Source organism: Brevibacterium sp. HMSC22B09 (assembly GCF_001806795.1).
GTDB lineage: Bacteria > Actinomycetota > Actinomycetes > Actinomycetales > Brevibacteriaceae > Brevibacterium > Brevibacterium ravenspurgense.
The window spans coordinates 56,855-83,619 of the sequence record NZ_KV786010.1; the positions used below are offsets into that span (position 1 = coordinate 56,855).

At 61.2% G+C, this 26,765-nt stretch carries 22 protein-coding genes; 9 read left to right on the forward strand and 13 right to left on the reverse strand.

Features of this window, described 5'->3' with window-relative positions; translation table 11 throughout:
• Nucleotides 1-351: 351 nt before the first annotated feature.
• From HMPREF3087_RS04980 to HMPREF3087_RS04995, 4 genes are read right to left on the reverse strand one after another with little or no spacing between them, the layout of a single operon-like run.
• Nucleotides 352-1,977, reverse strand: coding sequence for a cytochrome bc1 complex cytochrome b subunit (locus HMPREF3087_RS04980; RefSeq protein ID WP_070428300.1), 1,626 nt, complete (start codon nucleotides 1,975-1,977; stop codon nucleotides 352-354).
• Complete coding sequence (locus tag HMPREF3087_RS04985) at nucleotides 1,977-3,032, reverse strand: cytochrome bc1 complex Rieske iron-sulfur subunit (RefSeq protein WP_019174964.1); 1,056 nt, start codon at nucleotides 3,030-3,032, stop codon at nucleotides 1,977-1,979. The genes HMPREF3087_RS04980 and HMPREF3087_RS04985 overlap by 1 nt, the downstream gene beginning before the upstream one ends.
• A 41-nt stretch (nucleotides 3,033-3,073) precedes the next feature.
• Nucleotides 3,074-3,856, reverse strand: coding sequence for a cytochrome bc1 complex diheme cytochrome c subunit (locus tag HMPREF3087_RS04990; protein WP_019174965.1), 783 nt, complete (start codon nucleotides 3,854-3,856; stop codon nucleotides 3,074-3,076).
• Nucleotides 3,857-3,905: 49 nt separating this feature from the next.
• A complete protein-coding gene (locus tag HMPREF3087_RS04995) occupies nucleotides 3,906-4,550 on the reverse strand; it encodes an aa3-type cytochrome oxidase subunit III (RefSeq protein ID WP_256173043.1) in 645 nt (214 codons plus the stop codon).
• A gap of 400 nt (nucleotides 4,551-4,950) precedes the next feature.
• On the opposite strand from HMPREF3087_RS04995, the gene trpD reads away from it, so the two are divergent.
• Complete coding sequence (gene trpD / locus HMPREF3087_RS05000) at nucleotides 4,951-6,033, forward strand: anthranilate phosphoribosyltransferase (RefSeq protein ID WP_070428301.1); 1,083 nt, start codon at nucleotides 4,951-4,953, stop codon at nucleotides 6,031-6,033.
• Here trpD and HMPREF3087_RS05005 read toward each other — a convergent pair.
• From HMPREF3087_RS05005 to HMPREF3087_RS05015, 3 genes are read right to left on the reverse strand one after another with little or no spacing between them, the layout of a single operon-like run.
• On the reverse strand, nucleotides 6,013-7,725 hold the full coding sequence (locus tag HMPREF3087_RS05005) for a DEDD exonuclease domain-containing protein (protein ID WP_070428302.1): 1,713 nt from the start codon (nucleotides 7,723-7,725) through the stop codon (nucleotides 6,013-6,015). The genes trpD and HMPREF3087_RS05005 overlap by 21 nt on opposite strands.
• A 35-nt stretch (nucleotides 7,726-7,760) precedes the next feature.
• Nucleotides 7,761-8,165, reverse strand: a complete 405-nt coding sequence (locus HMPREF3087_RS05010) for a hypothetical protein (RefSeq protein ID WP_070428303.1) — start codon at nucleotides 8,163-8,165, stop codon at nucleotides 7,761-7,763.
• A complete protein-coding gene (locus HMPREF3087_RS05015) occupies nucleotides 8,155-8,925 on the reverse strand; it encodes an alpha/beta hydrolase (protein WP_070428304.1) in 771 nt (256 codons plus the stop codon). The genes HMPREF3087_RS05010 and HMPREF3087_RS05015 overlap by 11 nt, the downstream gene beginning before the upstream one ends.
• 84 nt (nucleotides 8,926-9,009) lie before the next feature.
• Between HMPREF3087_RS05015 and HMPREF3087_RS05020 the strand changes: the two genes are divergently transcribed.
• Nucleotides 9,010-9,714: a lysophospholipid acyltransferase family protein gene (locus tag HMPREF3087_RS05020; RefSeq protein ID WP_070428305.1), complete on the forward strand. Its 705-nt coding sequence runs from the start codon at nucleotides 9,010-9,012 to the stop codon at nucleotides 9,712-9,714.
• Between the two features lie 189 nt (nucleotides 9,715-9,903).
• Complete coding sequence (locus HMPREF3087_RS05025; protein ID WP_019174972.1) at nucleotides 9,904-10,470, forward strand: MerR family transcriptional regulator; 567 nt, start codon at nucleotides 9,904-9,906, stop codon at nucleotides 10,468-10,470.
• A 91-nt stretch (nucleotides 10,471-10,561) separates the two neighbouring features.
• Here HMPREF3087_RS05025 and HMPREF3087_RS10810 read toward each other — a convergent pair whose 3' ends face one another.
• From HMPREF3087_RS10810 to HMPREF3087_RS05040, 3 genes are read right to left on the reverse strand one after another with little or no spacing between them, the layout of a single operon-like run.
• Nucleotides 10,562-11,881: an AAA family ATPase gene (locus tag HMPREF3087_RS10810; protein WP_070428306.1), complete on the reverse strand. Its 1,320-nt coding sequence runs from the start codon at nucleotides 11,879-11,881 to the stop codon at nucleotides 10,562-10,564.
• Nucleotides 11,882-11,907: 26 nt separating this feature from the next.
• A complete protein-coding gene (locus HMPREF3087_RS05035; protein ID WP_070428307.1) occupies nucleotides 11,908-14,940 on the reverse strand; it encodes an AAA family ATPase in 3,033 nt (1,010 codons plus the stop codon).
• A complete protein-coding gene (locus HMPREF3087_RS05040) occupies nucleotides 14,937-16,055 on the reverse strand; it encodes a metallophosphoesterase family protein (protein WP_070428308.1) in 1,119 nt (372 codons plus the stop codon). The genes HMPREF3087_RS05035 and HMPREF3087_RS05040 overlap by 4 nt, the downstream gene beginning before the upstream one ends.
• A 139-nt stretch (nucleotides 16,056-16,194) precedes the next feature.
• On the opposite strand from HMPREF3087_RS05040, the gene HMPREF3087_RS05045 reads away from it, so the two are divergent.
• The 3 genes from HMPREF3087_RS05045 to HMPREF3087_RS05055 are packed head-to-tail and all read left to right on the forward strand — an operon-like array spanning nucleotide 16,195 to nucleotide 20,997.
• Nucleotides 16,195-19,596 (forward strand): pyruvate carboxylase, encoded by a 3,402-nt coding sequence (locus HMPREF3087_RS05045; RefSeq protein WP_070428309.1) that lies wholly within the window; start codon nucleotides 16,195-16,197, stop codon nucleotides 19,594-19,596.
• A complete protein-coding gene (locus tag HMPREF3087_RS05050; protein WP_070428310.1) occupies nucleotides 19,589-20,086 on the forward strand; it encodes a peptide deformylase in 498 nt (165 codons plus the stop codon). The genes HMPREF3087_RS05045 and HMPREF3087_RS05050 overlap by 8 nt, the downstream gene beginning before the upstream one ends.
• Nucleotides 20,087-20,139: 53 nt before the next feature.
• Nucleotides 20,140-20,997 carry a 3-hydroxybutyryl-CoA dehydrogenase gene (locus HMPREF3087_RS05055; protein ID WP_062021458.1) on the forward strand — a complete coding sequence of 286 codons (858 nt, stop codon included), beginning with the start codon at nucleotides 20,140-20,142 and terminating at the stop codon, nucleotides 20,995-20,997.
• A 70-nt stretch (nucleotides 20,998-21,067) separates the two neighbouring features.
• On the opposite strand, the gene HMPREF3087_RS05060 is transcribed toward HMPREF3087_RS05055, so the two are convergent.
• Nucleotides 21,068-22,291, reverse strand: a complete 1,224-nt coding sequence (locus HMPREF3087_RS05060) for an aspartate aminotransferase type Ic (protein WP_256173044.1) — start codon at nucleotides 22,289-22,291, stop codon at nucleotides 21,068-21,070.
• A gap of 165 nt (nucleotides 22,292-22,456) precedes the next feature.
• Here HMPREF3087_RS05060 and HMPREF3087_RS05065 point away from each other — a divergent pair, with 165 nt between their 5' ends.
• The 3 genes from HMPREF3087_RS05065 to HMPREF3087_RS05075 are packed head-to-tail and all read left to right on the forward strand — an operon-like array spanning nucleotide 22,457 to nucleotide 25,016.
• Nucleotides 22,457-23,533: an Ldh family oxidoreductase gene (locus tag HMPREF3087_RS05065; RefSeq protein ID WP_070428312.1), complete on the forward strand. Its 1,077-nt coding sequence runs from the start codon at nucleotides 22,457-22,459 to the stop codon at nucleotides 23,531-23,533.
• On the forward strand, nucleotides 23,533-24,309 hold the full coding sequence (locus tag HMPREF3087_RS05070; protein ID WP_019174981.1) for a class I SAM-dependent methyltransferase: 777 nt from the start codon (nucleotides 23,533-23,535) through the stop codon (nucleotides 24,307-24,309). The genes HMPREF3087_RS05065 and HMPREF3087_RS05070 overlap by 1 nt, the downstream gene beginning before the upstream one ends.
• Nucleotides 24,306-25,016, forward strand: a complete 711-nt coding sequence (locus tag HMPREF3087_RS05075) for a DUF429 domain-containing protein (RefSeq protein ID WP_070428313.1) — start codon at nucleotides 24,306-24,308, stop codon at nucleotides 25,014-25,016. Before HMPREF3087_RS05070 ends, HMPREF3087_RS05075 begins: the two co-directional genes overlap by 4 nt.
• Before the next feature lie 15 nt (nucleotides 25,017-25,031).
• On the opposite strand, the gene HMPREF3087_RS05080 is transcribed toward HMPREF3087_RS05075, so the two are convergent.
• Together HMPREF3087_RS05080 and HMPREF3087_RS05085 are read right to left on the reverse strand one after the other, a co-directional pair.
• Nucleotides 25,032-25,475: a hypothetical protein gene (locus HMPREF3087_RS05080; RefSeq protein WP_256173045.1), complete on the reverse strand. Its 444-nt coding sequence runs from the start codon at nucleotides 25,473-25,475 to the stop codon at nucleotides 25,032-25,034.
• Complete coding sequence (locus HMPREF3087_RS05085; RefSeq protein ID WP_070428315.1) at nucleotides 25,462-26,634, reverse strand: hypothetical protein; 1,173 nt, start codon at nucleotides 26,632-26,634, stop codon at nucleotides 25,462-25,464. Before HMPREF3087_RS05085 ends, HMPREF3087_RS05080 begins: the two co-directional genes overlap by 14 nt.
• Between the last annotated feature and the right edge of the window lie 131 nt (nucleotides 26,635-26,765).

Genomic DNA, 26,765 nt, shown 5'->3' on the forward strand with positions numbered 1-26,765 from the left:
AGGGAACAACAGCCCAACACATCAGCCGCCCCCACACAAAAACCCGGGATATCGAGTGAATAATGATCCGGGCCTTGACCTTGAGCACAATCAGCTCTTAGCCGGGTGTCTCTAGCAGATGGCAGCAAGTCAGCTGGATGGACCTGTAGGGACCTGGATTTGACGATAACAACTGTCGTAAGAACGACACTTGAATCCAAGTGACCCGCAACAGTCGATAGTGCGGCCAACACCTCGGCGACAGGAGTGTGTTATCGCCGATCGCCCCGGCCCGGAGAGCGCATTCTAAGGCCGGCAGGCAAAGCAGAAGCCCCGCAGCCTCAATGGCTGCGGGGCTTCAGCTGCCTATTGTCAGTTCAGCTTTTTGCTGTCAGCTGCTTCGACCTCTTCGTGGTCGTGGTGTGCAGCGTCAAGCTCTGCCTTCGTGACAGGAGCAACGCGGTCTTCATAGAAGAATCGTGCAACACGTGCGCGGCGCTTCTCCGCCTTGGTGATGACTCCGTCTTCGTTGGGCTGCGCGGGGATGTAGCCCGGAGCTTCGAAGGCGGTCAGTTTCCACAGCTTGTCTTCTGACAGTGGCTTGTGGCGCTCCTGGAACTCACCGTTGGGCAGACGGATGATTTCACCCGACTCGAAACCGTGCAGTGCGATCTCCCGGTCCTTGCGCTGAAGGGCCAGGCAGATGCGCTTCGTCACGATGTAGCCGACGATCGGTCCAAGGAAGAACAGCGCTCGGAAGATGTAGATCATGTCGTTCAGCGACATGTGGAAGAACACTGCAACAAGGTCACCGGAAGCTGCTGCCCACAGGTTGATGTACCAGATGGCGGCAGCAACACCGAACGCGGTGCGCGTGGGGTTGTTGCGCGGGCGTTCGAGAACGTGGTGTTCGCGCGTGTCCTTTGTCAGCCACTGCTCGAAGAACGGCCAGACGATCATGCCGACAAACAGGACTCCGGTTGCAAGAAGCGCGGTGTTGATGTTGACGGAGATCGGGTAGCCGAAGACGTAGAACTCCATCCAACCGGGCAAGATTCGCAAAAATCCGTCGAGCCAGCCGATGTACCAGTCAGGCTGGGTACCAGCCGAAACAGGGGAGGGGTCGTACGGTCCGTAGTTCCACACGGCGTTGATTGTGAACACACCGGAGATCAGAGCCAGAAGGCCGAAGATCATGAAGAAGAAGCCGCCGCCCTTAGCCGCGAAGGTGGGCAGAACGGGTTCGCCGACAACGTTGCGGTTGGTGTGTCCGGCTCCGGGCCACTGGGTGTGCTTGTGGATCACAACGAACATCAGGTGCGCGCCGATCATTGCGATGAGCAGTGCTGGCACGACCATGATGTGCATCGAGTACAGGCGGGACACGATGTCTTCACCAGGGAACTCTCCGCCGAACAGGAAGAACGAAATGTACGTTCCCACCAGCGGAATCGACTTCAGCAGACCGTCGATGATTCGCAGACCGTTACCCGACAGGAGGTCGTCCGGCAGCGAGTAGCCGGTGAAGCCGGCTGCCATGCCCATGGCGATGAGTCCGACACCGATGATCCAGTTGATCTCACGGGGCTTGCGGTAAGCGCCGGTGAAGAACACACGCATTGCGTGGATCGAAAGAGCAGCCATGAACAGCAGAGCTGCCCAGTGGTGCATCTGACGGATGAACAGACCGCCGCGAACCTCAAACGAAATGTACAGGGTCGATGCGTATGCCTCGGAGATCTGTACACCCTTGAGCGGGACAAACGGACCTTCGTAGATCACGTGACCCATGGTGGGGCGGAACCACAGCGTCAGGAAGGTTCCCGTAAGAACCAGAATGATGAAGCTGTAGAGTGCAACCTCGCCGAGCATGAACGACCAGTGGCTCGGGAAGATCTTCCGGCCGAACTCCTTGACGGCCTTGGAAGCGCCGGTGCGGGATTCAACCCAGCGGCCACCGGCAATCATTGCTTTGTTGTCAGTGAGTGTGTTGCTCATCAGGCGTCAGTCTCCCTCGTGTTGATCTCCCAGAAGGTCGGACCAACGGGCTCGTGGAAGTCGCTCTGGGCGACCAGGTAGCCTTCGCTGTCGACTTCGATCGGCAGCTGCGGAAGCGGACGCTTAGCAGGGCCGAAGATGACCTTGCAGTGCTGAGTCACGTCGAAGGTTGACTGGTGGCACGGGCACAGCAGGTGGTGCGTCTGGTGTTCGTACAGAGCGACAGGGCATCCAACGTGGGTGCAGATCTTGGAGTAAGCGACAACTCCGTCAACGCCCCAGTCTTCCTTGCCGGGCTCAGTGTTGAGTTCGTCCGGGCTGATGCGCATAAGCAGAACAGCAGCCTTGGCCTTTTCGTTCAGCGGCTCTTCCGACTTGTGCATGCCTTCGGGCACCACGTGGTAAGCCGAGCCGATCGTGACGTCAGCGAGCTTGATCGCGCGCTCTTCGCCTTCACCGGGAACACCGCCCGGGTCGAGCACCAGACGGACGCCCTTCTTCCACAGGGTGGTGAAGAGTTTGTCGCCCGGCAGCGGACCGAGGTCGCGCAGCACGAGGACGGCAGGCAGGGGAGCGATTGCAACGGCCGCGATGAGCATGTTGCGCAGAAGCGGACGGCGGGCAATACCCGACTCTTCCTTTGCCTGGTTGAGGATTTCCAGAGCAATAGCCTGGTCTTCTTCAGAACCGGCAATCGAGTGGCGATCTTCAACGACTTCGGCGTCGGGCAGAAGCGTGCGTGCCCAGTGGACAATGCCGATGCCGAGGCCGAACAGCGCAGCAGCCGAGCCGAGACCCAGCATGAGGGTCTGGAGGCGCAGGCCTGCGTGGGTGGGTTCCTCTCCCTTGGGTCCGAACAGGAAGAAGGAGACGATGAACCAGATGGTTCCGATCATCGACAGCAGGAACCACAGGGCTACCTGACGCTCTGCCGCCTTTTCGGCCAGTGGTTCAGCGTCGGTGATCCTGGGGTTGTGCTGCGGCAGGCCGGGGTTCTCAAACCCGTTCACCGGCTCAAGCTGGCCGGTGGTGCCAGTGTTGTGACTCGAGGTCATGTGCATCCTCGTCTAGTACTCGAAACGGATAAGGGCTTGGCTTACTTCGACCGGGCGGTGAGCCACACGGTGATGCCGATGACTGCGGACAGTCCGAAGAACCAGATGAAGAGACCTTCAGCAACCGGGCCGAGGGCTCCGAGCTTGAAGCCTCCCGGGGAGGGCTTCTTGGTGTCTTCGATGTAGGCGATGATGTCGCGCTTGTCTTCGGGGGTGAGGTTTGCGTCGTTGAAGATCGGCATGTTCTGCGGGCCGGTCTGCATTGCCTCGTAGAGGTGGCGCTCGGAAACTTCGCTGAGGTTCGGAGCGTACTTGCCTCGGGTCAGAGCACCACCGGCGCCGACCACGTTGTGGCACATGGCGCAGTTGGTGCGGAACAGGCCGCCGCCTGCTGCAGCGTCGCCCTTGGAGGCGTCGAGGTATTCAGCATCGGGAATTGCCGGGCCAGGACCAAGCGAGGCGACATATGCAGCCATGTCGTCGATTTCGTCCTGGTCGAACTGCGGGGCTTTCACGGGAGCCTGGGGGCCGTGCATCTGGAGCGGCATGCGGCCTGTGCCAACCTGGAAGTCGACCGCTGATGCGCCCACGCCGATGAGGCTGGGTCCGTTTTCAGTGCCTTCGGCGTTCATGCCGTGGCAGGTTGCGCAGTTCGTGACGAACAGCTTCTGACCGGCGTCGATCTGGTCAGCGGAGTATTCGTCTGCGTTGGCATCGCTTCCGCCGGTGAACAGCGCGTATGCCCCGCCGGTGAACAGCAGTCCGACCAGCAGGAGAACAACGAGCGCCATGGGGTGCCGGCGGCGTTCTGCAAGAAACTTCACGAGTCTTGTCCTTTACTAAATTTTCGCTGCGGGTGTGCGGGTCGTCCGCTTACTGGAGCAGGTAGATGATTGCGAACAGCGCAACCCAAACGATGTCGACGAAGTGCCAGTAGTAGGAAACACAAACTGCAAACGTCGATTCGCGGTGGCCGAAGCGCTTAGCCCCGTAGGCGCGTCCGATGACGAACAGGAACGCGATGAGTCCGCCGATGACGTGCAGACCGTGGAATCCGGTCGTCATGTAGAAGACGGAACCGTAGGCGTTCGAGTTGATTGCTACGCCTTCGGAGACGAGCGTTGCGTACTCCATGACCTGACCGCCGACGAAGATCGAGCCGAGGATGAACGAGAGGAAGTACCACTCGATCATGCCCCACTGGCCGATGGCGAACAGACCCTTGCCCTCCGGGCGGCGAGGCTTGAAGTGCTCAGCGTGGTGAACGCCGATCTGGCAGGTCACGGAAGACAGGACCAGGATCGAAGTGTTCACGAGCGCGAAGGGCACTTCGAGCTTGGGCGTTTCCGCTGCCCACATGTCGGGAACCACGGAGCGGATCGTGAAGTACATGGCGAAGAGCGCGGCGAAGAACATCAGCTCGCTCGCAAGCCACACGACGAACCCGATGGTTGTCGTGTTCGGCCTGCTGATCACGGGATGAACCGGCGCTGTTTGAGATGAAGCTGCAGTTGACACACCACGATTATTACCCAGTCCGCAGGTGAATTTCATCTTTCACTCAGGATTCACTCATTAATTGAGATTTCAATACCCACCTTTCGGCGAGTTGGCGCGGTTTGTGAAGATTTACTCGATGTCGCGCCCTGCCTCGCCTGCGTGTCGCACTACTGTGTTGTGTATCACTATCGTCTGGTTCTGCTTGTGTTTGGCGATAGTTTCTTCCGTTTCGTACAGCAGCCACGACCAAGTGCCCGTTTTATGAGGTATGAGAGTCGTAACATCGGGAGATCAGAATTCTTGGCTGCTCATTATGTGATTGCGTGCGTGCCGGGCCGGGAACATGCCGTACCTTTCACGCCGATAGACTGACCGCGTTTGCCCCGCCGTACAGATTGCCCAGCAGAAAGGCACAGTTATGACCGTTCCCTTCACCGCGAACGAAAGCAGCGTCATGAAGGACGTGCGTAACTGGTCGGACCTCATTGTGGGACTCATGGACCACCGGCACATGGACCGAGGCACCGCGGCGTGGGCCATGGACCAGATCATGTCTGGTGACGTCCCCGACGTCACGATGGCCGCGTTTCTGGTAGCCCACCACGGCAAGGGCGAAACCGTCGAAGAGATCACGGGTCTTGTGTCGGCGATGATGGAGCACGCCGTTTCCATCGAAGGTCTCGACGGCTATGTCGACATCGTCGGCACCGGCGGCGACAGGGCCAAGACGGTGAACATCTCATCGACCGCTTCGTTCGTCATCGCCGGATCCGGGGTGCCGGTGGCGAAGCACGGAAACCGCGCCACCTCCTCGGCCTCGGGGTCGGCTGATGTTTTTGAACACCTTGGGCTGGCCCTGGACCTGACCCCGGAGCAGACTGCAGCGGTTGCCGAGAAAGTCGGCATGGCGTTCTTGTTTGCGAACGTCTACCACCCGTCTATGCGCTTCATCGCCCCTGTGCGCAAGCAGATTGCAGTGCCCAGTGCGTTCAACATCCTCGGCCCGCTCGCCAATCCGGCCGGCACGCGTTCGACCGCCATCGGCGTGTCGGATCCTGCTATGGCGCCGCTTATTGCGGGTGTGCTTGCTGAACGCGGCGATTCCGCTTTGGTCTTCCGTTCGCAGGACGGTCTTGACGAACTGTCCAACACTGCAGTCAATGACGTGTGGGAAGTGCGCGGCGGACAGATTGAGCACTCGGTGTTCGATGCGACGTCGCTGGGCATTGCACGTGTGACAAAAGACGACCTGCGCGGCGGCGATCCCGCATACAACGCCTCCGTTATCCGCCGCACCCTGGACGGGGAGACCGGGCCTGTGCGAGACGCTGTGCTGCTCAATGCCGCGGCGGCGCTCGTGGCCGCTTCTGATGACGCCGAGGCGCCGCTTGCCGACCGCTTGTCGGCTCAGTTCCAGCGTGCTCAGGAAACGCTTGATGCCGGAAAGGCCGCCGCGAAGCTCGACCAGCTGGTTGAAGAGTCAGCCGCCGCGTCCGCTTGAGCCCAGCTGCGCTGAGGCATAGCTGAAACCTGTTCGCGGCAAAAGCAGAGGTGCCGTCGAGCTGATGAGTACGGTTCCCTCTGCGTACAGCCACCCTGACAGAAGCGTGTGCTCTTCCAGCAGCGTGTGCTGATCAGGTTCAACGTGGGCGGCTGTCGCTTCGATCGCCTGTGCCGCGCTGAGCACGCCAGAGGTTTTTGCAGCAGTTTCTGATGCGGCCAGCCGTCCCCAGCGGATGAGCGCCAGTTCCCAGCTTCCGTCAGGTTGCGGGCGCGCAGCGGTTATCTGCTCGGTGTCCTTAAGCAGGTCTGCTGCTTCTGCCCGTGCTTGGACGCGCAGCATGTGCACTGCCGCATCCAGTGTTTCCCCGGCAGTTTCAAAGCGCTGATTCTGGGACAGCTGCCGCAGCCTTCCATGCAGCTGTTGGCTGAAATCGGACGTGTTACCCGCTGCGAACTGCTCAAGCCCGCTTATGGCGTCCTGGTACGCCTGTTCGTCCGTTACACCAGAGCATGGGCCGCCGCACGCGTCGACCTGGCTGGCTGCGCACGGCCTGAACTTTTCGGACCGGGGGTTCTGAGTGCAGGTTTTCAGGGGATACAGCTGCTCCAACACCTGCTTGGCCTGGAGTGCGCTCTTGTGCGACGAAAAAGGGCCGGCGACCAGTAGATTTCGGGGTGGTCGGGAGCGTACTGCTGACAGCCGGGGAAACGCCTCGTCGGTGAACTTCAGCCACGTTTGGCGTTCTGGTCTCTTCGATCGCCGGTTGTAGGGAGGGGCGAGTTCGCCGATGAGCCGCACTTCGCGCACCGCGGCCTCGATTTCTGTTGCGCAGGGGATTGTGGTGACTTCCTGTGCGGCTGTCACCATTTCCGTCATGCGCCCTCGAGTTTCTCCGGCAGTGAAGTACGAGCGGACACGCGAGCGCATGTCGCGTGATTTTCCGATGTAGAGAACACGGCGCGCCCCGTCGAGGAACATGTAGACGCCGGGAGCTGAGGGAACATTTTCTGCCAAGTGCAGTTTCGTGCGCCTGCGGCCAAGCCCTTTGGGCTTGATCGACAGCAGTTCTTCGAGCGTTGTGACACCGTAGCCGCCCAGACGGTCGAAGAGGTGGTGGAGGAGCTCCGTCGTTGCTCGAGCATCTGCGAGTGCCCTGTGTTCGGGGTCAGTCGCTGTGCCGAAGTGCTGTGCGAGTGTGCCGAGCTTGTGATTGCGCACTTCCGTTTTGGGAAGCAGCCGCCTGGCGAGTGTGAGGGTGTCGACTACGGGAAAGCCAGGCCACGGGTAGTCGTGTTCTTCGCAGGCTCGCCTGAGAATGCCGATGTCGAACGGCGCATTGTGGGCAACTAAGACCGTGCCTCGTGCGAATTCCAAAAACGACGGCAGCACCGCCCTCATTTCCGGTGCTGTGACCACCATGGAATTGCTGATGCCGGTCAGTCGCTGCACAAACGGCGATATGGCCTGGCCGGCTGGATTGACGAGTGTCTGGAATTCTCCGTCGATTCTTCCGCCGCGAACGCGGACGGCGCCGATCTCTGTGACGTTGCCGCCGCCGCGGTCTGCTCCGGTGGTTTCGAAATCGAGCACCGTGAACGTGACGTCGCTTAGATCAGTGCCGATGTCGGCGATGCTCAGCTGGCCGGAACGTGCGGGTTCCGGGAGATCGAAACCGGGAAATTCCTTCATCCCGGAATCGTCTCACCTGGCACTGACACGGAGATTCACACCTGCGCGCCGTCGTCATAGCGGTCGGTGCGGGACGGGGGGAGGAACAGTATCAATGCAACCGCACCCCCTGCAGCACACACGATGAAGAACGCGGTCACAAGTCCCGGTGCCGAGCGAAAGAACAAGGCAGTCAGAACCAGCCCGATGATGCCGATAAGAAATGCGGCTGCGGATACGACAAGTCCTGGTCGTGCACTGCGAATGCCGATCTTCGGCGCTGGGGGAGCCGTCCAGCCATCCTGCTCTGCGAGGTAGTCGGCAGTTTCTGAAGCAGACACCTCGGAATTGACCGCGTCGAAATCGCTGTAGCCGGACATGATCGAGTCCCATTGTTCATCGGTGACCTTCTCATCCTGGTTCAGCCGATCCCACTCGGGTCCGTCTTCGTCACGCGCCACGGGGTTCCTCCTGCAGCTGACGGACGACGGCGGTCAACTCTTCTTCGAGCTTGTCTGCGTCATAGTCGAGGGTTGCAACGTGATTGCTCATGGGCAGCGGAACGGTTCTCATCGGTCCGCGCACACCTTGGCGCACACAGTTCCACGAACGCGGTTCCACCACATCGTCGGTCCCGGATAGGAAATAGGTGATCGGTGCGTGCACCCGCCACAGTTCGGAGCGCACAACCCGGACACCTCGGTACAGTTCACCGACGCTGCGCAGAGGCACCTGCGGGTACGCCTGTTCGTCCTGTCCGGGCTTGTTGATTGCGTTCTCAATCCCCGACACCCGTTTGATGAATATGGACAAAGCACCGGCGAAAGGCGCGAAGGGGCTGTCGACATAGACGGCTGGATTGATGAGACCGACGTGTGCAATGTCTGAGCGTTTGGCCGCAGTGTGCAGACTGAGGGCCCCGCCCATTGACAATCCGATGATGACGATTTCATCGCACTCGGTGCGCAGTTCGTCAGCGGCCTGGTCGACTGCTTCACTCCACTGCTGCCACGTGCTGGCAGCCATGTCCTTCAGATTCGTGCCGTGTCCGGGCAGCAGCGGAACAGAGGTCGGCGCGCCGGTGCTGGCGTGCAGTGCTTGCGCAAGTGGTCTCATCGCGGCGGGGGAGCCGGTGAAGCCGTGAACGGCGAGAATCCCGACGTCACCTGAGCCGTTCAGGCGGAGGGGCTGCGTCAAGTCTGCTGCGTGCTGGGCGGTCATGTTTCCAGGATGCCACAGCAGAGGGTCGCAAAGGTCCTATACTCGGAAGCGCAAACAAGCGCGGTGCGTCCCGAAAGGCTCTGAGTGTTCTACTGGCTGCTTAAGCGGATCTTCGTCGGTCCGCTTCTCAAGGCTCTTTTTCGTCCCTGGGTTCGCGGCCTCGAGAACATACCGACCGAGGGCGGGGCGATCATCGCCGGAAATCACCTTTCGTTTGTCGATTCAATCTTCACGCCGCTCGTTGCACCGCGTCCCGTGGTCTACCTGGCTAAGAAGGACTACTTCATGGGGCGCGGAATCACCGGCTTCTTCACCAAGTGGTTCTTCAAGGCCACGAATCAGCTCCCGATGGACCGCGGCGGAGGATCCGCTTCCGAGGCGTCGCTGCAGGCCGGTCTGAAAGTGCTCAAGAGCGGGGCTCTCCTGGGCATCTACCCGGAGGGCACACGCAGTCCCGACGGGAAGCTCTACCGCGGTCGTACCGGCGTTGCTCGTCTGGTTCTCGAGGCTGGTGTGCCTGTCATTCCGGTTGCTGTCATCGGCACGGACAAGGTGCTCAAAACAGGCAGCGTCATCCCCAAGCTGCGTCGTGTGGGCGTGGTGTTCGGTGAGCCGATGGACTTCAGCCGCTATCAGGATCTTGAGCACGACAGGTTCCTGCTGCGTTCGATCACCGATGAGGTGATGTACGAGATTCTGCGCCTGTCAGGTCAGCAGTACGAAGACAAGTACGCTTCCACGGTGAAAACCAGGCTGCTTGCTGAGAAGCAGCCCGAACGGGAAAGCTGAGCACAGTTTCGATTCCTAGGATAACGACGACACGCAGAAACGTTATCTTCTAAATGTTTGAAACGACTCCGCCCAGCACATAGGTTTTTCTTGAAGACAGCCCCGGGCTCGTGTCTGTCCTATGCGGTAAACTCAGAGGACTTCGACAACGTGCCCTTACTTCCCCCAGGGGTCTAAGGAGGAGATGGCGTGAGCCACTCAACAGAAGAATCGGTCAAGCCGATTCCGCGCGCAGCCCAAGGGCTGCTTTTTGACGACGATCTTCCGGAGCTCGACGAAGACGCGGGCTACCGCGGTCCCACGGTGTGCCGTGTCGTTGACATCACGTACCGTCAGCTCGACTACTGGGCACGCACGGACCTCGTCGTTCCCTCTATTCGCACTGCAACCGGATCGGGTTCGCAGCGCCTGTATTCTTTCCGCGACATTCTGGTGCTCAAGGTCATCAAGCGCCTTCTTGATACCGGGGTCGCCCTTAACCAGATTCGCACCGCCGTGGGGCACCTGCGCGAACACGGAATCGATGATCTCTCGCGCATCACCCTTATGAGCGACGGCGCGTCGGTGTTTGAGTGCACGTCCGCTGATGAAGTCGTTGACCTCGTCCAGGGCGGTCAGGGCGTGTTCGGCATCGCCGTCGGCCAGGTATGGCGCGAAGTCGAAGGAACACTGTCTGAACTTCCCAGCGAAAGGCCCGAACAGGCACAGCTGCCGATTGACGAACTCGCACTTCGGAGGGCGCGCAAGTCAAGCTGATTTGCGCCCTGGGGGACTGAAGGCCTGATACACAGAGGCGGCCAGGAGAACATATCCTGGCCGCCTCTGTTGTGCTGTGTCTGGGTGTGCGTCAGTCTGCGCGCCTCTGGCGAAGTTCACGACGGCTGGGGTATGTGCCGTCGGGGCGCGGGCCGGTCAGTTTCGCGGGTTCGGACTTATCTGTCTGCGCTGTCTGTTCCGCCGGCTGGGTCTGTTCAGCCTGGCCTTTCGCCTTGGCGGTTTCAGCAGGCTTTTCGGCGGCGGGTTTCTGGCTTGGGCCAGTTTTCGTCGCAGGACCGCGTTTTTCTGCTGTACCGGGCTTTGCTGTGGGTGCGGCCTTGTCGGCCGGCTGGTTTTCCCGCTTGGCGGAGGTGCCTGCAGGCGCCGGCTTGTCGGACTGCGGGGCTTCCGGTTTGGTGGAATTTCCGACGGGCGCGGTGCCTACGTTCTGCGTCTGCGATGCAGCAGGGGCGGACGGTGCAGTGTTCGTCCCCTTGGGCTTGTCGAGCTTCGGGTCTGCAGGCTGGGCATGAGAACCGGCACCAGCACTTTGTGGTGTCTGGGCGGCTGTGTTCGAAGTCGGTGCGTCTGGCACAGCCGGGGGTTCTTCAGCGGGGCGTCGTCCCCGAATGTTTTCGCTGCGCAGCGCACGATCGAGAATCTTGTCAAAAGCGCGAGCAAGTTCGCTGGCGGGACGCCCAGGCCACTGGTGAATCGGTCGGGCAGAACCCTGTGCCTGCTGCAGAACAGTGCGTTCGGGAAGCGGCGGGTTAATGACCAGCGGCCCGAACATGTCCTTGAGTTCGTTGATGCGGAAGCTGTGTTCGCGCGACGACGGACGCACGCGGTTAAGCGCAATGCCCAGAGGCTGCAGGTCTTTGGCTGTGCGCTTGCGCAGTTCATCTGAGGCGCGCAGTGCACGATCAGCCGCAGCGACAGAGAACAGGCCGGGTTCAGTGACGACGAGAACCCGGTTGCTGGCTGTCCAGGCCGTGCGCGTAAGGCCGTTGAGTGATGGTGGGCAGTCGATGATGACCAGTCTGTAAACGTCGGACACCCTGTCAAGTGCATCGCGCAGCCTCTTGAGATAGCGCTCTGACAGACTGGGGCGATCGAATTCGGCGGCACGCGGTGAGCCGGGGATGACGTCGAGCCGGCTGGACCCCTTGTCGGTCCATCCGCTGGGCACCATCGCTTCGCGTGCGAGCTTTGATTTCGGTGCGGCAAGGACATCCGCGATGTCCAGCGGCGTGGAAATCGGGACGTCGAGACCCGTCGATGCGTCAGCCTGGGGGTCCATGTCGACCACGAGGGTCGGGATTCCGCGGCTCTGCGCGGCAGAAGCCAGGCCGAGAGTTACCGACGTCTTGCCGACGCCGCCTTTGAGACTGGAAATACTGAGGACAAGCACAGTTCCACGTTATCCGATTCTGCTGCTTACATGCTGGAGGCGCCCGGGGAATCTTTCAGCCCGGAGGTGTGGATGCTGGAACCGGCAGGACCCGGGTCGACGACGATCTTTGCCGGTATTGCCCGCTGCATGGATTCGACGTGGGAGATAACCCCGAGGCAGCGACCTCCCGTGCGCAGTTCGTCGAGCACGGTGAGCACCGCGTCTAGTGAGTCGGGGTCGAGGCTGCCGAAGCCCTCGTCAATGAAGAGGGTGTCCAGACGAAGGCCCCCTGCCGTTTCAGCCACTGTGTCAGCCAGGCCGAGTGCCAAAGCCAGTGCGGCCATGAATGACTCGCCACCCGACAGGGAACGGGGGTCTCGTTCGCTTTCGGAAAACGCATCGTGGATGACGAGGCTGAGTCCCGCTTTGCGTTCCTTTCTCTGCCCAAGAGGGTTTACTGACAGACGGTATCGCCCGCTGGTCATGGCGCTGAGTCGGTCTGAGGCGCTGCGTGTGACCGCTTCGAACAGTCCTAGAAGTGCGAACGAGCTCAAAGGCAGCTTCGAATGCTGCGCTGTGCCGCGTACAAGGTCCGACAATTGGACTTCTTCTTTCAGCCGATCAATTGCGCGGCGCTCATGATCGGATTCGGCTGTGAAGCGCTCGAGGAGTCTTTCCAGGGAATTCAGACGGTCGGCGACGACAGCTAGGCGCTGGTGCAGCCGCTGTGACTGCTGAGCCCAGGTGTCAGCGGCAGCGGCTGCCTCCGCGGCGCGATCATGACATTCCTGTGCGCTGGGCAGCGTCTGAGCTTCCGCGAACCAGTCGCTGTTTCGGTTTTCATGCAGTTTGGTTTTCCGGTATTCATTCGCCGTCAGCACGTTTTCGAGCTGCTCGGCGTCGGAAGCCGCCGCCTTCTCAAGCTGGTGGTCATCCGCAAATGCGGATGCTTCGAGCAGGGCGGCGTAGTCAGCCGCACGCTGGGTGAACTCGCGCTCGGCGCGCTGCACGTGGTCTTCGGCAGTCTGCAGCTTGCGGATGAGCGACATTCGTCTGCTGAGGGCCTCGGCAACGGCGGATGCAGCCTCGGCAGTGTCCGGGACCTCGACCCCTGCGGCGCGGATGTCGGGAGCGAACACGGAATCATGCGTCTGTGACATGGCATCCATCTGCGAGTCAGCATCCGTAAAGCGCTCCCTGGCCGCATCGGTCTGCTGCTGGGCGGTTGTCAGCCGTTCGTGAGCAGATGCCAAGCGCAGAGCCGCGCCTTCTGCTGCCCCCTTGAGTTTCTGCTGAACTTCGCGTCCGCGTTGCAGTTCAGCGGCGGCTTTGTCCAAAGCCCCCCGAGCTTCGTCGGGGTCGGTGAACTTCGCATTCTGCACGGCCTCTTCCGCGGCAGCCAGCTGCGCTTGGGCCGATGAAACGGCAGTGCGTGCCTCGTCGAGTGCCGTTCGCGCCCGATCAGCTGCTCTTTCGGCCCGTTCTTCTGCATCCCGTGAGTTCTCTGCGCCCGCCGCCCGGGCCGGACTCGGGTGTTCTTCCGATCCGCACACTGGGCATGCGTGTCCTTGACGCAGGTCCCGGGCAAGTTCAGACGCTATTGCGCTCAGGCGCAGGCCCCGGACTTTCCGAAAGTGCTCTGTCGCATCACGTACGGTGTCTTCACGCTCGCGCAGCACCGCCTGTGCACTCTGGACGAGGTCCTGCATTTCAGCGTGTCGCCTGTGGGCATTGAGCGCACTGTCGGCGTGCGTCGCGATGTCTTGGTGTTCGGCTTCGAGCTTGGCGAGATCGGGTGCTTCCGCGAGTTCGTTCTGCGCCGCCGTGTCGGCTTGGGCGGCTTCGGTGTGGGCCGCTTGGGCTTTCTTCAGCTCTTCGTGCGCGGCCTCGAGCGCTTCGCGGCATCGTCTGCTCTCAGCTTCGAGCGCTTCCCGCCTGCGCAGACTGCGGGCCAGGCTGCCTGCTGCGGAGTAAGCGGTGTTTGTGACGGATTCGCACTGTGCGAGATCCTCAACCTGACCTATCAGTGCTTTGAGCTCTTTTTGGGCGCACTCGTATTGACCTCGAGCATCTAAAAGCGCTCGGTGAGCTTTTCTCTGTTCGCGCAGGCTCGGCATGATGCGATCCGCCGCTTTCTTGCGTTCGAATTCGCAGCGGGCGGCCTCGACAGCCTCCCGCTGGTTCTCATGCTCAGCTTCCAACCGCCGGTGCTCTTCGAGAGCCTCGGATTTTACGGCGGCGCTTTTCAGTTCTTGGGCACGGTTGTTGTGAAGCTCAAGGCATTCATCAGCGGTTCTGGCAGCGATGGTCGCTGTTTCTGCGTGCTCGACTGCAGCTGTTTTCGCAGCAGCCAGAAAAGCGACGACGTCAACGAATCCCGGCCGTTGGTCGTCTGGCGCTGCCAGGGGGTCGAGACACTGTTCAGCTGCGGTCTTCATGACATCGCAGCGGTGCCGCATGATGTCGTCGAGTTTCTGCCTTGCGTCTTGTGACCGCTGTTGGAACCAGTCTTCGACGAAGCTGAAGCGCTCTGTTCCGAACAGCTTGCGCAGCAGGGGTTCTCGCTCAGCTGTGTCAGCTCTGAGGAAGGCCGTGAATTCTCCCTGGGGGAGCAGCACGATTTTGGTGAATTGCTCTGCTGTGAGGCCTATGACCGGTGCGAGGGCTTCGCCCACCTGGCGGCTGCCGGAAGCCACGGGCTTCCAATTCTGACCGCGCTGTTCAAACAGAAACGCCCGCGGCTTTTCTTTCGTCGTGCCTTCACCGCGCAGCTTCGGTCGGTCGTAGCTTGGGCTGCGTTCAACTTTCCACCTGCGTCCATCCGCTGTGAAATCGAGCACGACTGTTGTCGGAGTATCGGGACCGGCGTAGGTGGAGCGCAGTTCGCCTGCATCATTGCGCACACCGGGAACACGGCCGAACAGGGCAAACGTGACAGTGTCGAGGATGGTGGTCTTGCCCGACCCAGTGGGGCCGGAAATGAGGAACAGGCCGTCATCGGCGAGGGCGTCGAAGTTGACCGTCTGGCGTTGGCTGAAGGCGCCGAAGCCTTCAACGGAAAGCGTGTGGAATTTCATCGAGTCCGCTCCTGAGCCCATTGCATCGCGTTGGTGAACAGTTCTCGTTCTGATTCCGAGGGTGAGCGCCCGACTGTTGCTTTGCAGAACTGTGCAAAGACTTCTGCGTCGTCGACGGTTTGTGTTCGCCTGCTCCGTGGCGCCGTGGTCTGCACGAGGTTGATCCACTGGACGCTGAGCAGCTGCGGAAATGTTTTCCGGAGTGAGTCCAGAGCGCCCTGCGGGACCGTGGTGTTGGTCAGCCGCACCTCGACCGCGTGGTCCTGGTAATCGGGTGCTCTCACCAGCAGCTCCTCGACGCTGCCGGTAAGAGAAGCGACCGGAAGGATCTGGGGGATCGTCACAGAATCGATCGCTCCAGACCGGGTGTCGTACAGCCACATGAGCTTGTCTGTGCCGGCCTCGGAAAAGGAATAGGGGAGGGGTGAACCCGAATACCGTACGTTCGGTACGACGGTTTGTGGGCGGTGCAGGTGGCCGAGGGCGGCATAGTCGGCCCACGTGAAGAGGTCCGCTTCCGCCCTGCCCACACCGCCGATCTCAATTGATCTTTCGGAATCGCTGGGTTCGGCACCGGCGATGAATCCGTGTGCCATGACGATCGCCGTGTGGTCCGGGCAGTGCTGCGCACGGTGGGCGAGTATGCGCTCCATTGCTGCATTGAGAACTGCGCTGTGTGTGCGCGAGGTGCCGAAGACGCCGCTGACGAGGGCGGGCTCCAGATATGGGATTCCGTATACGGCAGCCCGGTCATCGTCGTCGCCGAGCAGAACGGGTCGTTCAATGTCGGAAAGGGACGTGCGAATGTACAGCCCGGAGGATTCCATGAGTCGGCGGCCGACCCCCAGCCTTTGGTGGGAGTCGTGATTGCCGCTGGTCAACACTGCGACTGCACCGGTGTCGAGGACCCGAGCCATCGTGGCTTCGTAGGCCTCCAGTGCGTCCAGCGGCGGAACGGCACGGTCGAAGACATCGCCGGAGACAAGCAGCACATCAATTGAGCTGCTTTTGATGGTCTCAATGAGGAAGTCGGCGTACTCAAGGAAGTGCGGAACGGTGTTCATGCCGTGGAACGTCCGTCCGATGTGCCAGTCCGAAGTGTGAAGGATCCGCATGGGCACAAGCGTAGAGGGTGGCACGGACATGGGCTTGTGCAAGCCGCATGACGGAGATCACTACCGCATTCGGTACAGTGGTTCAGACACAAACTGGAGGCCGCCCCTTAAGGGGCACAACCGGAATAGAGCTTGCCTGATGTTCAAGAAAGTCCTGGTAGCCAACCGCGGTGAAATCGCGGTGCGCGCATTCCGCGCAGCCTACGAACTCGGCGCGTCCACAGTCGCCGTCTTCCCCTACGAAGACCGCAACTCGGAGCACCGCCTCAAGGCTGACGAAGCGTACATGATCGGAGACGAAGGGCACCCGGTTCGGGCGTACCTCAACGTCGACGAGATCATTCGCGTGGCCAAGGAATCCGGAGCAGACGCCGTTTACCCCGGTTACGGGTTCCTGTCGGAGAACCCGGAACTTGCTCGTGCATGCGACCGCGAGGGAATCACCTTCATCGGCCCGCGTGCCGATGTGCTCCAGATGGCCGGCAACAAGGTTGAAGCCATCGCCGCAGCACGCGAAGCGGGAGTTCCCACGCTCGATGCAACCCCGGCATCGACTGACCTCGACGAACTGCTCGAAGCCGCTGAGGACATGGAGTTCCCGCTGTTCGTCAAGGCAGTCGCCGGTGGCGGCGGTCGCGGTATGCGACGTGTTGACAACCGCACCGAACTGGTTGAGGCCGCGAAGATCGCCATGCGCGAAGGCGAAGGTGCGTTCGGCAACCCGACCGTCTACATTGAGCAGGCCGTTCAGCGGCCCCGCCACATCGAAGTCCAGGTTCTGGCTGACAACGACTCGAACGCCGTTCACCTGTTCGAACGCGACTGCTCTATCCAGCGTCGCCACCAGAAGGTCGTCGAAATCGCCCCCGCGCCGAACCTCGACCCGGAAATCGCAAGCGCAATGCACGACGCTGCGCTGCAGTTCGCCCGTTCGATCGGCTACCAGAACGCCGGAACCGTCGAGTTCCTGCTGGAAACCGCCGGCCCGCGCGCAGGCAAGTTCGCCTTCATCGAAATGAACCCGCGCATCCAGGTTGAGCACACGATCACGGAAGAGATCACCGATGTCGACCTCGTGCAGGCGCAGATGCGCATTGCCGCGGGCACAAGCCTGGAAGAACTCGGCCTGACTCAGGACAAGATCAGCTACAAGGGTGCGGCCGTGCAGTGCCGCATCACTACGGAAGACCCCGCAAACTCCTTCCGCCCGGACACAGGAACGATCACCGCGTACCGTTCGGCCGGCGGTGCGGGTGTCCGGCTGGACGGCGGCACCGTCTACGCGGGTGCCGAGGTTTCGGCCCACTTCGACTCGATGCTCGTCAAGTGCACCGCACGAGGTGCCACGTACGACGTTGCGGTCAACCGCCAGCGTCGCGCACTTGCCGAATTCCGCATCCGCGGTGTCGCATCGAACATCGGCTTCCTCCGGGCTGTTCTCGACGACCCCGCGTTCATTCGCGGTGACCTGTCGACCAACTTCATTGAAGAGCGTCCCCACCTGCTGGAAGCACGCGTGGGCGCTGACCGCGGTTCGAAGGTCCTCGAATACCTCGCCGACGTGACCGTCAACCAGCCCTACGGCCCGTCACCGGTTGACCTCAAGCCCTCTGAAAAGCTCCCGCAGCTGGAACTTTCCGAAGAAACACCCGCGTCATCGCGCAACAGCCTCCTGGAACTCGGCCCCGAGGGCTGGGCAAAGGCTCTGCGTGATGCCAAGGAACTCAAGGTGACTGACACCTCGTTCCGTGACGCCCACCAGTCGCTTCTGGCGACCCGTGTGCGCACCCGTGACCTCGAAGCTGTCGCACCGTACATCGCCCGGATGCTGCCCGAACTGCTCTCGGTAGAAGCATGGGGCGGCGCCACCTACGACGTCGCGCTGCGCTTCCTCGCGGAAGACCCGTGGGAACGTCTGGAGAAGCTGCGCTCGGCCATGCCGAACACCAACCTCCAGATGCTGCTGCGCGGCCGCAACACCGTCGGCTACACGCCCTACCCGACCGAAGTGACCGACGCCTTCGTCGACGAAGCCGCCCGCACCGGCATCGACGTGTTCCGCATCTTCGACGCCCTCAATGACGTCGAACAGATGCGCCCGGCAATTGAGGCTGTCCGCGGCACCGGCAAGGCAGTGGCCGAAGTCGCGCTGTGCTACACCTCGGATCTTCTCAACCCGAAGGAAGAGGTCTACACCCTCGACTACTACCTGAGCCTTGCAGAGCAGATCGTCGAAGCCGGCGCCCACGTCCTCGCAATCAAGGACATGGCAGGCCTGCTGCGCCCCGCCGCAGCCACCAAGCTGGTCACCGCGCTGCGCAGCGAGTTCGACCTGCCGCTGCACCTGCACACCCACGACACCGCCGGCGGTCAGCTGGCCACCCTCCTGGCCGCATCGGAAGCCGGCGTGGACGCTGTTGACGCAGCCTCCGCATCGATGGCCGGCACCACGAGCCAGCCGCCCATGTCGGCACTCGTGGCAGCCCTCGAGCACACCGAGCGCGACACCGGCCTCAACCTGGCCAACGTGCAGGACCTCGAACCGTACTGGGAGGCCGTGCGCAACGTCTACAAGCCGTTCGAATCCGGTCTGCCGGGACCGACGGGTCGCGTCTACCGCCACGAAATCCCCGGCGGCCAGCTGTCGAACCTGCGTCAGCAGGCAGTTGCACTCGGCCTGGGCGAGCGCTTCGAAGAAGTCGAGCTCATGTACGAAGCAGCCGACAAGATCCTGGGCCACCTGGTAAAGGTGACTCCCTCCTCGAAGGTTGTCGGCGACCTCGCACTGCACCTCGTCGCAGTCAACGCCGACCCCAAGGAATTCGCGGAGAACCCCCAGAGCTTCGACATCCCGGACTCCGTCATCGGGTTCCTCAGCGGTGACCTCGGCGACCCGCCGGCAGGCTGGCCCGAGCCGTTCCGCACCAAGGCGCTGGAAGGCCGCAAGCACGTCAAGCCTGCTGAGCACCTTGAGGCGCACGAAGCTGAGCTCCTGCGCGAGCCCGGCAAGACCCGCCAGGACACGCTCAACCGTCTGCTGTTCCCGCAGCCGACCAAGGAATACGGCCGCATGATCGACCAGTACGGCGACCTGTCGGTGCTGGAGACGAACGAATTCCTGTACGGCGTGCGTGAAGGTCACGAACACTCCGTCGTCATCGAAAAGGGCAAGGCTCTGCTCGTCGGCATCCAGGCGATCTCCTCGCCGGATGAACGGGGTATGCGCAACGTCATGGCAACGCTCAATGGCCAGCTGCGCCCGCTGTCGATCCGCGACCGTTCGGTTGACGTTGACATCGCGGTTGCAGAACGCGCCGACGAATCCAACCCGGGTCACGTGGCCAGCCCGTTCGCGGGTGTCGTCACCCTCCAGGTTGCCGAAGGCGACAAGGTCAAGGCAGGCCAGACGGTCGCCACGATCGAAGCGATGAAGATGGAAGCCTCCATCACGGCGACGATCGACGGCACCGTGTCGCGTGTGGCCATCGAACCTGTCGCGCAGCTTGAAGGTGGCGACCTCGTGGTGGTCATCGATGGCTGAACGAGCCATCAGGCTCTTCGGAGACCCCGTCTTGCGCACTGAGTGCCGGCCCGTCACCGAATTCGGGCCGGCAACTCGGGCGCTGGCGCAAGACCTCATCGACTCGTCGCTGCCCGACGGCCGTGCCGCCGTGGCAGCGCCCCAGATTGGGGTTGCCCTTCGAGCCTTCGGCTATGACGTCGACGGCCGCACCGGTGCGATCTTCAACCCCGAGATCATCGAAACGTCGGGCGAGGAGCGCGACATCGGCGAAGGCTGCCTGTCGATCCCGGGTCTGCAGTTTCCCACCCCGCGCTGGGAATATGCGGCCGTGAAGGGCTTCGACGCTGACGGCAACCCGGTCGAACTGCGCGGTGATGGGGTGTTCGCGCAGATGCTCCAGCACGAAACAGACCACCTGAACGGCGTTGTGTACGTTCAGACACTGCCCGGGCCACGGCGGAAAGAGGCGATGAAGCAGATTCGCAATTCCGCTTGGTTCGGCAGCTGAAATCGGCGGCGGCCCGTAAGGGGTCGCCGCCTTTCGTCTTCGAAAGGAGAATAATGGAAATCACGAAAGCAGGTGTCATCGGCTCCGGCCTCATGGGCTCGGGCATTGCCGAGGTCCTCGCTCGTTCGGGTCTGGACGTCGTCGTCCGGGACATCAGCGACGAAGCTGTCGCAGCCGGCCGCGGCCGGATCGAAAAGTCCTTCGCCAAGGGCGTTGAGCGCGGCAAGCTCAGCCAGGAAGACGCCGACGCGGCTCTCGGCCGCCTGACCTTCACAACTGATCTGCAGGCCATGGCCGACCGTCAGCTGGTCATCGAAGCTGCCAGTGAAAACGAAGAGATCAAGAAGTCGATCTTCTCTGAACTCGACGGCATCGTCACCGACAAGAACGCGATTCTTGCGTCCAACACCTCGTCCATGCCGATCATCCGCTTCGCGCAGGTGACCTCACGTCCGGAGCGGGTTCTCGGTCTGCACTTCTTCAACCCCGCACCGGTGCAGCCGCTTGTCGAGATCATCAGCTCCGTGCTGACTGATCCGGAGGTTGCCAACACGATTGAGAAGTTCTCGATTGACGTTCTGGGTAAGAAGCCCATCCGCTCGGACGACCGCCCCGGCTTCATCGTCAACGCTCTGCTCATCCCGTACCTCTTCGCCGCCATCCGCATGTACGAAGCCGGTCACGCGACGAAGGAAGATATCGACAACGGCATGATGAACGGTGCCGCTCACCCCATGGGTCCGCTCACGCTTGCTGACCTCATCGGACTGGACACATGCCTGTTCGTCGGCCAGTCGATCTATGAAGAAACCGGTGCTGCCGCCGACAAGCCGCCGGTCCTGCTGTCGCGAATGGTCGACGGGGGACTGCTCGGTCGGAAGACCGGCCGCGGATTCTACGACTACCGCTGACTGAGGAACAGAACGAACGAGGCGGAGCTCACCAAAGTGAGCTCCGCCTCGTTCTTTCTTGGGGGAGGGTTCAGCCGAGTTCGGCTGCGGCCAGGCGCACGCAGGCGACCAGGCCTTCGGCTGCGGCGGTGACGTCTTCGAGGCTCGGCATGGTGGGTGCGATCCGGATGTAGGCGTCGTTGGGGTCAAGCCCGTGCGGGTGGGTGGAGCCTGCTGGGGTGAGAGCTACACCGGCTTCGGCCGCGTACTTCACAACCTTTGAGGCGGTGCCGTTGGGGACGCGCAGGGTGATGAAGTAGCCGCCGTTCGGCTGCGTCCATGACGCGATGTCGGAACTCAGACCGTTTTCAAGCGCGGTGAGCACGGCTTCGAACTTCGGGCGGATGATCTCGGCGTGGCGGCGCATGTGTTCGCGAACGCCGTCGGCATCGCGGAAGAACCGCAGGTGGCGCAGCTGGTTGATCTTGTCCGGGCCGATCATGGCGGCCCCCATGTGCGCGCGGTACCACTCGATGACGGCGGGGGAGCTGGCGAAGAACGCCACACCCGCGCCGGCGAAGGTCATCTTCGATGTCGAGGCGTAGATCCAGGGGCGGTCGGGGTGGCCTGCTTCGGCGCACAGGGCCAGAATGTCGACCATGGGTGCCTGGTTGTCATCCGACAGGTGGTGCAGGCCGTAGGCGTTGTCCCACAGAAGGGTGAAGTCGTCTGCTGCCGCATTGATTTCAGCGAGTTCGCGGGCATGGGCTTCGCTGATCGATGTGCCGGTCGGGTTGGAGTACATGGGTACGAGCCACATGGCGCGAACGTCCGGGTCGGACACATAGCGGCGGACGTCGTCCATGACGGGTCCTTCATCGTCCGTGCGGATGGTGATGAGCTCATAGCCGAGGGCTTCTGCCAGCTGGAAGTGACGGTCGTAGCCGGGGACGGGGCAGAGGATTTTGGCGTTCGTCCACGGGCCGCCGGTGGGGGTTCCGTAGCGCTTGGCGAAGTCCAGGGTCATGTACTCAAGCGTCAAAGATGACGAACCCTGAGCGAGGATCTGCTCGGTGGGCACCTTGTAGAGCGCACCGAAGATTTCGCGGAGTTCCTTCAGTCCGTCAAGGCCGCCGTAGTTGCGCGTGTCGATTCCCGAAGGCGAGGTGAAGTCGTCACCCGTGACGTTCGTCAGCAGATCAGCCGACAGGTCAAGCTGTTCGGGTGCCGGCTTGCCTCGTGTGATGTCGAGATTGAGGCCGCGAGCGGCGAACGCGCGGTAGTCAGCCTGTGCCTGCTCAAGGGAAACGTCCATCATGGCCTTTCTGGTTCTTAAGAAGAAAACCCAGGAAATATACACTCTCGGTTCATTTTAGGCTCCCATTGGTACGCCGCAGACACCGGATAGGCTGGGCCACAGCGAACCGACACACACCGCACGTGTGCCGCTTGAATCAACCCCAGCCGAGGAAGGCCTCCTATGCGTCGTTACACCCCGCAATCCGTCAAAGAGCAGATCTTCACTGGGCTGAAAGCCTTTGGACTGGCAGAAGACCAGGCGCAGGTGTGCACAGAGATCATGTTTGCCACCGACCTGTCGGGAGTCGACTCCCACGGCATTTCGATGCTTCCCCTGTACTGGCAGGAGATCTCCGACGGCACCCTGAATGAAAAGGCCGAACAGCGCCTGGTTCACCAGTTCGGTGCGGTTTCGGTTTTTGACGCCGACCATGGCTTCGGTCATCCGGTGAGCGTGCGCGCGATGGACGCAGCAATCGAAGCAGCCGAGAAGTTCGGAGTGGGCATCGGGTCGGTGCGCAATGCGAATCACTTCGGGGCTGCCGGACAGTATGTTCTGCGGGCTGCTCGCAGGGGCATGGTGGGCATTGCCACGTGTTCGACGCGTTCGGCCATGCAGAAGCCGACCGGGGCCAAGCATGCGCTCATGGGAACGAATCCGATTGCCTTTGCGCACCCGGTGAAGGACGAAGAGCCCATTTTTGTTGACATGGCCACCACCGTTGTGCCCGGCAACAAGGTCAAGGTCTACGCCTACGCGGATGAGCCTCTCGCCGGCGAATGGGCAACTGACGGCAATGGTGAGGTTGTCACGGACGGCATGCAGGTCTACAACGCGCTTCTGAACCCCGAAAGCTCCGACATCGGGCTTCTTCCGGTTGGCGGCAACAGTGCCGGTGGGCACAAGGGCTACGCGCTTGCCACGATGGTGCAGCTGCTCTCGGCTGCCCTGTCCGGTTCCGACCAGCCGGGTGATGTCGCCGGACGCCAGTCGATTGGCTACTTCTTCTTGGCGATTGATCCGCGCGCGTTCGGTGAAGGTGCCGACGCCGAAGAGTACGCACGCGTTCTGCGGGACACCCTGCGCGGTATGGAGCCCGTTGACCCGGACGAACCCGTGCAGGTTGCCGGTGATCCTGAGCACCGCTCGGTGGAGGACCGCTCCGTCAACGGCATTCCCATTTCGGACGGCATGGTGCAGGCGATCCGGGAAGCCGTCGAGGACGCCGGGGCGGAATTCATTCTGACCGAGGTCTGATGGCAAGCCCGAAGATTCGCCGCGATGCTAAAGGACGCGGCACTCTGTTCGGTGCTTCGGCATACGAGTACGAGCGCATTCGACCCGGCTATCCCGATACGGCCGTTCGCGCTGTCTCTGACCGCGCGCTGGCTGCTGCCGCCGAGGACGGGGGAGAGGTGCCCGCTGATCCTGCGGGACTTCGGGTGCTCGACGTTGGTTCCGGTACCGGGAAATACGGTCGGGCGCTTGCTGAGCGTGGCTTTGACGTTCACGCAGCCGATCCGGACTCGGCGCTCTTGGAGATCAACCCTCTGCCGTCGACAACCGCTCGGGCAGAACAGCTGCCCTTTTCTGATGCATCGTTCGACCTCGTAGTGTCTGCTCAAGCGTGGCACTGGTTTGATGCCGAGGCGGCCTCAGCGGAGTTCGCGAGGGTCCTCAAACCCGGGGGAGTGGCGGCCATAGTTCTCAACCAGCTCGATGTGCGGGTTGACTGGGTTCTACGACTGTCACGCATCATGCACGCCGGTGATGTCTATCGCCCGCAGTGGCGGCCCGAACTTGGAGCAGGTTTCGGTACGGTCGAAGCGCGCATTGATGAGTTCAGTGTGCCGATGACGATTGACGACACGGTTGCGCTGACAGCAACGCGTACGTACTGGCTGCGCTCAAATGACACGGTCCGCGCGCGTGTCGAGGGCAACCTGCGCGGCTATTTGACCGAAGAACATCCGGTGAGTGAGCCGTTTGATCTTCCGTACATGTGTTTGACGTACATGGCGCAGAAGCAATGACAGTGTTTATTGCTGGGGTCGACCTTGCTTCACAGACTGCCCAGACAGGTCTTGCGGTTGTGTCTGCTGACTCCTCAGCGCTTCGAGTTGAGCAGCTCGAGGTCGGTGCCCACGACAGCGCCATCATCGAAGCCATCCGGCGGTCGGTGAAGACCGGGGTCGATGTGCCGCTCGGCTGGCCGGACAGGTTCGTTGACCTGGTCAGTGCTCACCACGCTGGTGGGCCGCAGCAGTGTGCTGACTGGCGGACAGAGGCGGTTCTGCGGCTGACTGACAGAGTCCTCAAAGAGGATTTCGGTCTGCGCCCGCTGAGTGTGTCAACTGACAGGATCGCATATCCGGCACTGCGGTGGAGCGGCATTGAAGCGCAGCTGAAGCTATTGGGGATCGACACGGCGCGCGATGGATCAGGGCGGATCTGCGAGGTCTATCCGGCAGGTTTCCTCTTCCAACACGGGCTTAAGCACCGTGGATACAAAGGCGCGGCGGGCGCCCAGGTGAGAGAAGAGATTCTGAGGTACCTCCGCCTCGTCATGAGTGACGAGCACGCGGATCTCTGCGTGGCAGATGACAACGCACTCGATGCTGTTCTCGCCGCTGTGTCAGCACACACGGTGGTGACGGGCAAAGCTTATGGGCCGCCCGAAGAGCACAGACAGACCGCACTGCGCGAAGGCTGGATTTGGATGCCGCGCACCGATAACTGATACTTGTGTGCTGATCTACTCAGTGACGAGGGCTGCTACAACCATCGAGATGAAGAACGATGACCATGCTTCGCCCGTGAGAATGAAGAAGTAGAAAATCCTCATGAGCACATCGCTCACTGCATGGCTCACGCTCATGTGAATCTGGGCCTGAATTAAGGCATCGATCTGTGCGAGCAGGGCGTTCGAGAGAATGAACACAATGGCCGCAATGGTGGCAGTTTTGGCGATGCGAGCCATTTCTCTTTCGCGTCCCCAGGCGCCGACCGCGAGGACCAGGGTCATGAGACCGGCGGCAACGACAGGCGGCCATCGGTGACCCTCTGGGATGTTCAGATACGCGGCGAACCCAAAGCTGTAAAGTGTCTGTATTGTGAATCCGCCCGCGAGAGCACTGACCATGATGAAATGGCGTCGCAGCACAAGCCCAGAGCTGTGTGGTCGATCAATAGCTTCCATAACCCACCATCTGAGCCTCTGGGCAGGCCCAACGAACCAGGCACGCAGCACTTGCGTACTTTCGCTTGTAGACAGTTTTCCACTTTCCGGTGGTTGAGGATACATACACCTCGTGATTCGGCATTTGACGATGGCTGCCAGAAATTATCCTGTAGGAGCCATTTTTAGTGATCGTGATCGTAAACGCGCCCTGAATCGAGTTGTGCTTGCAAAATGGGTTTCCTGCTTTTAGCCTGAAACGAAGATCGACGGCTGACTTTGTCTTTCCGAGCTGCTTAATTGACATGTCCTTGGCAGATGCCGTCTTCGTAGCTACAAGCTTGCCCTTCGAATTGTATACTTTCGTTGCGCCTACTTTATTGGAACTGCTAACGAGTCCCCGGCCGCCCCACCGTACATTCGCCGTCATACTCGTGCGAGAAGTCCCATAACTGGCATTGTAACCCCGGTTATCCCCACCGAACTTGTGCCCGCTCAGACTGCGGTAGCTACCACAACCTACCAGTGGTGCGCTGAGCTTTGCCTGCGGAATGAACGTCCGATATCGCACCGTCGATCCCTTACGCGCGGCCATTGCTTTAATTTTGGTGTTGTATTCCGCTGCCTCTGCCATTAGGTCCGGGGAGTCAGGAACGATGACGTCGAATCCATGAATCGTCGCATCTTCCGAGGTAGGAAGAGCCGTCCCCTCAGGGACAACGGTCTCCACACGATAGTGATAAATTGCGCCTGGCGAAGTGTTCGAGTCTCGGAAAGACCGTTCAGACGTTTCTGTAAGCAGTTCGTTGTCGCGAAACACGGCATACCTTCGTGTGGCGTCGACGCCCTCCCAAGAAAGATCAACTTGCTCTGTGTCGACTACCGCGAGTGCTCCATGCGCCACGAGAGAAGCGTCGACGATCACAGTTCTATCGCCTTTAAATGTGCCTATTTGCACCCCATCCTCGATGTCGAAGTTTGGCGTGCCGTTACGTGTCAAACTCTTTACGGAATCAATACCACCGATGACAAGATCGCGACTCGACAATGCGTCGAGAGTATACTCAGCATCTCGGACCTGCACACCTTCTGCTTGCGCGGGTAAGGCCATGTTCGCCAGAAACGCGCCCGTTGCCAGCGCAGACACAAACGTCCACACAATTCTTCTTTGCAGAATCATGAGCTCTTCACCTCCGGATGTTCACGGCACACTGGGCTGTGTAGAGGGCTATGATTGCTTAATCTTGCCAAGCTGCGCCCCCTATATCCCATCGCTTAAACGGGCTCTTCCGGTTTCAGAGTGCGTGACGC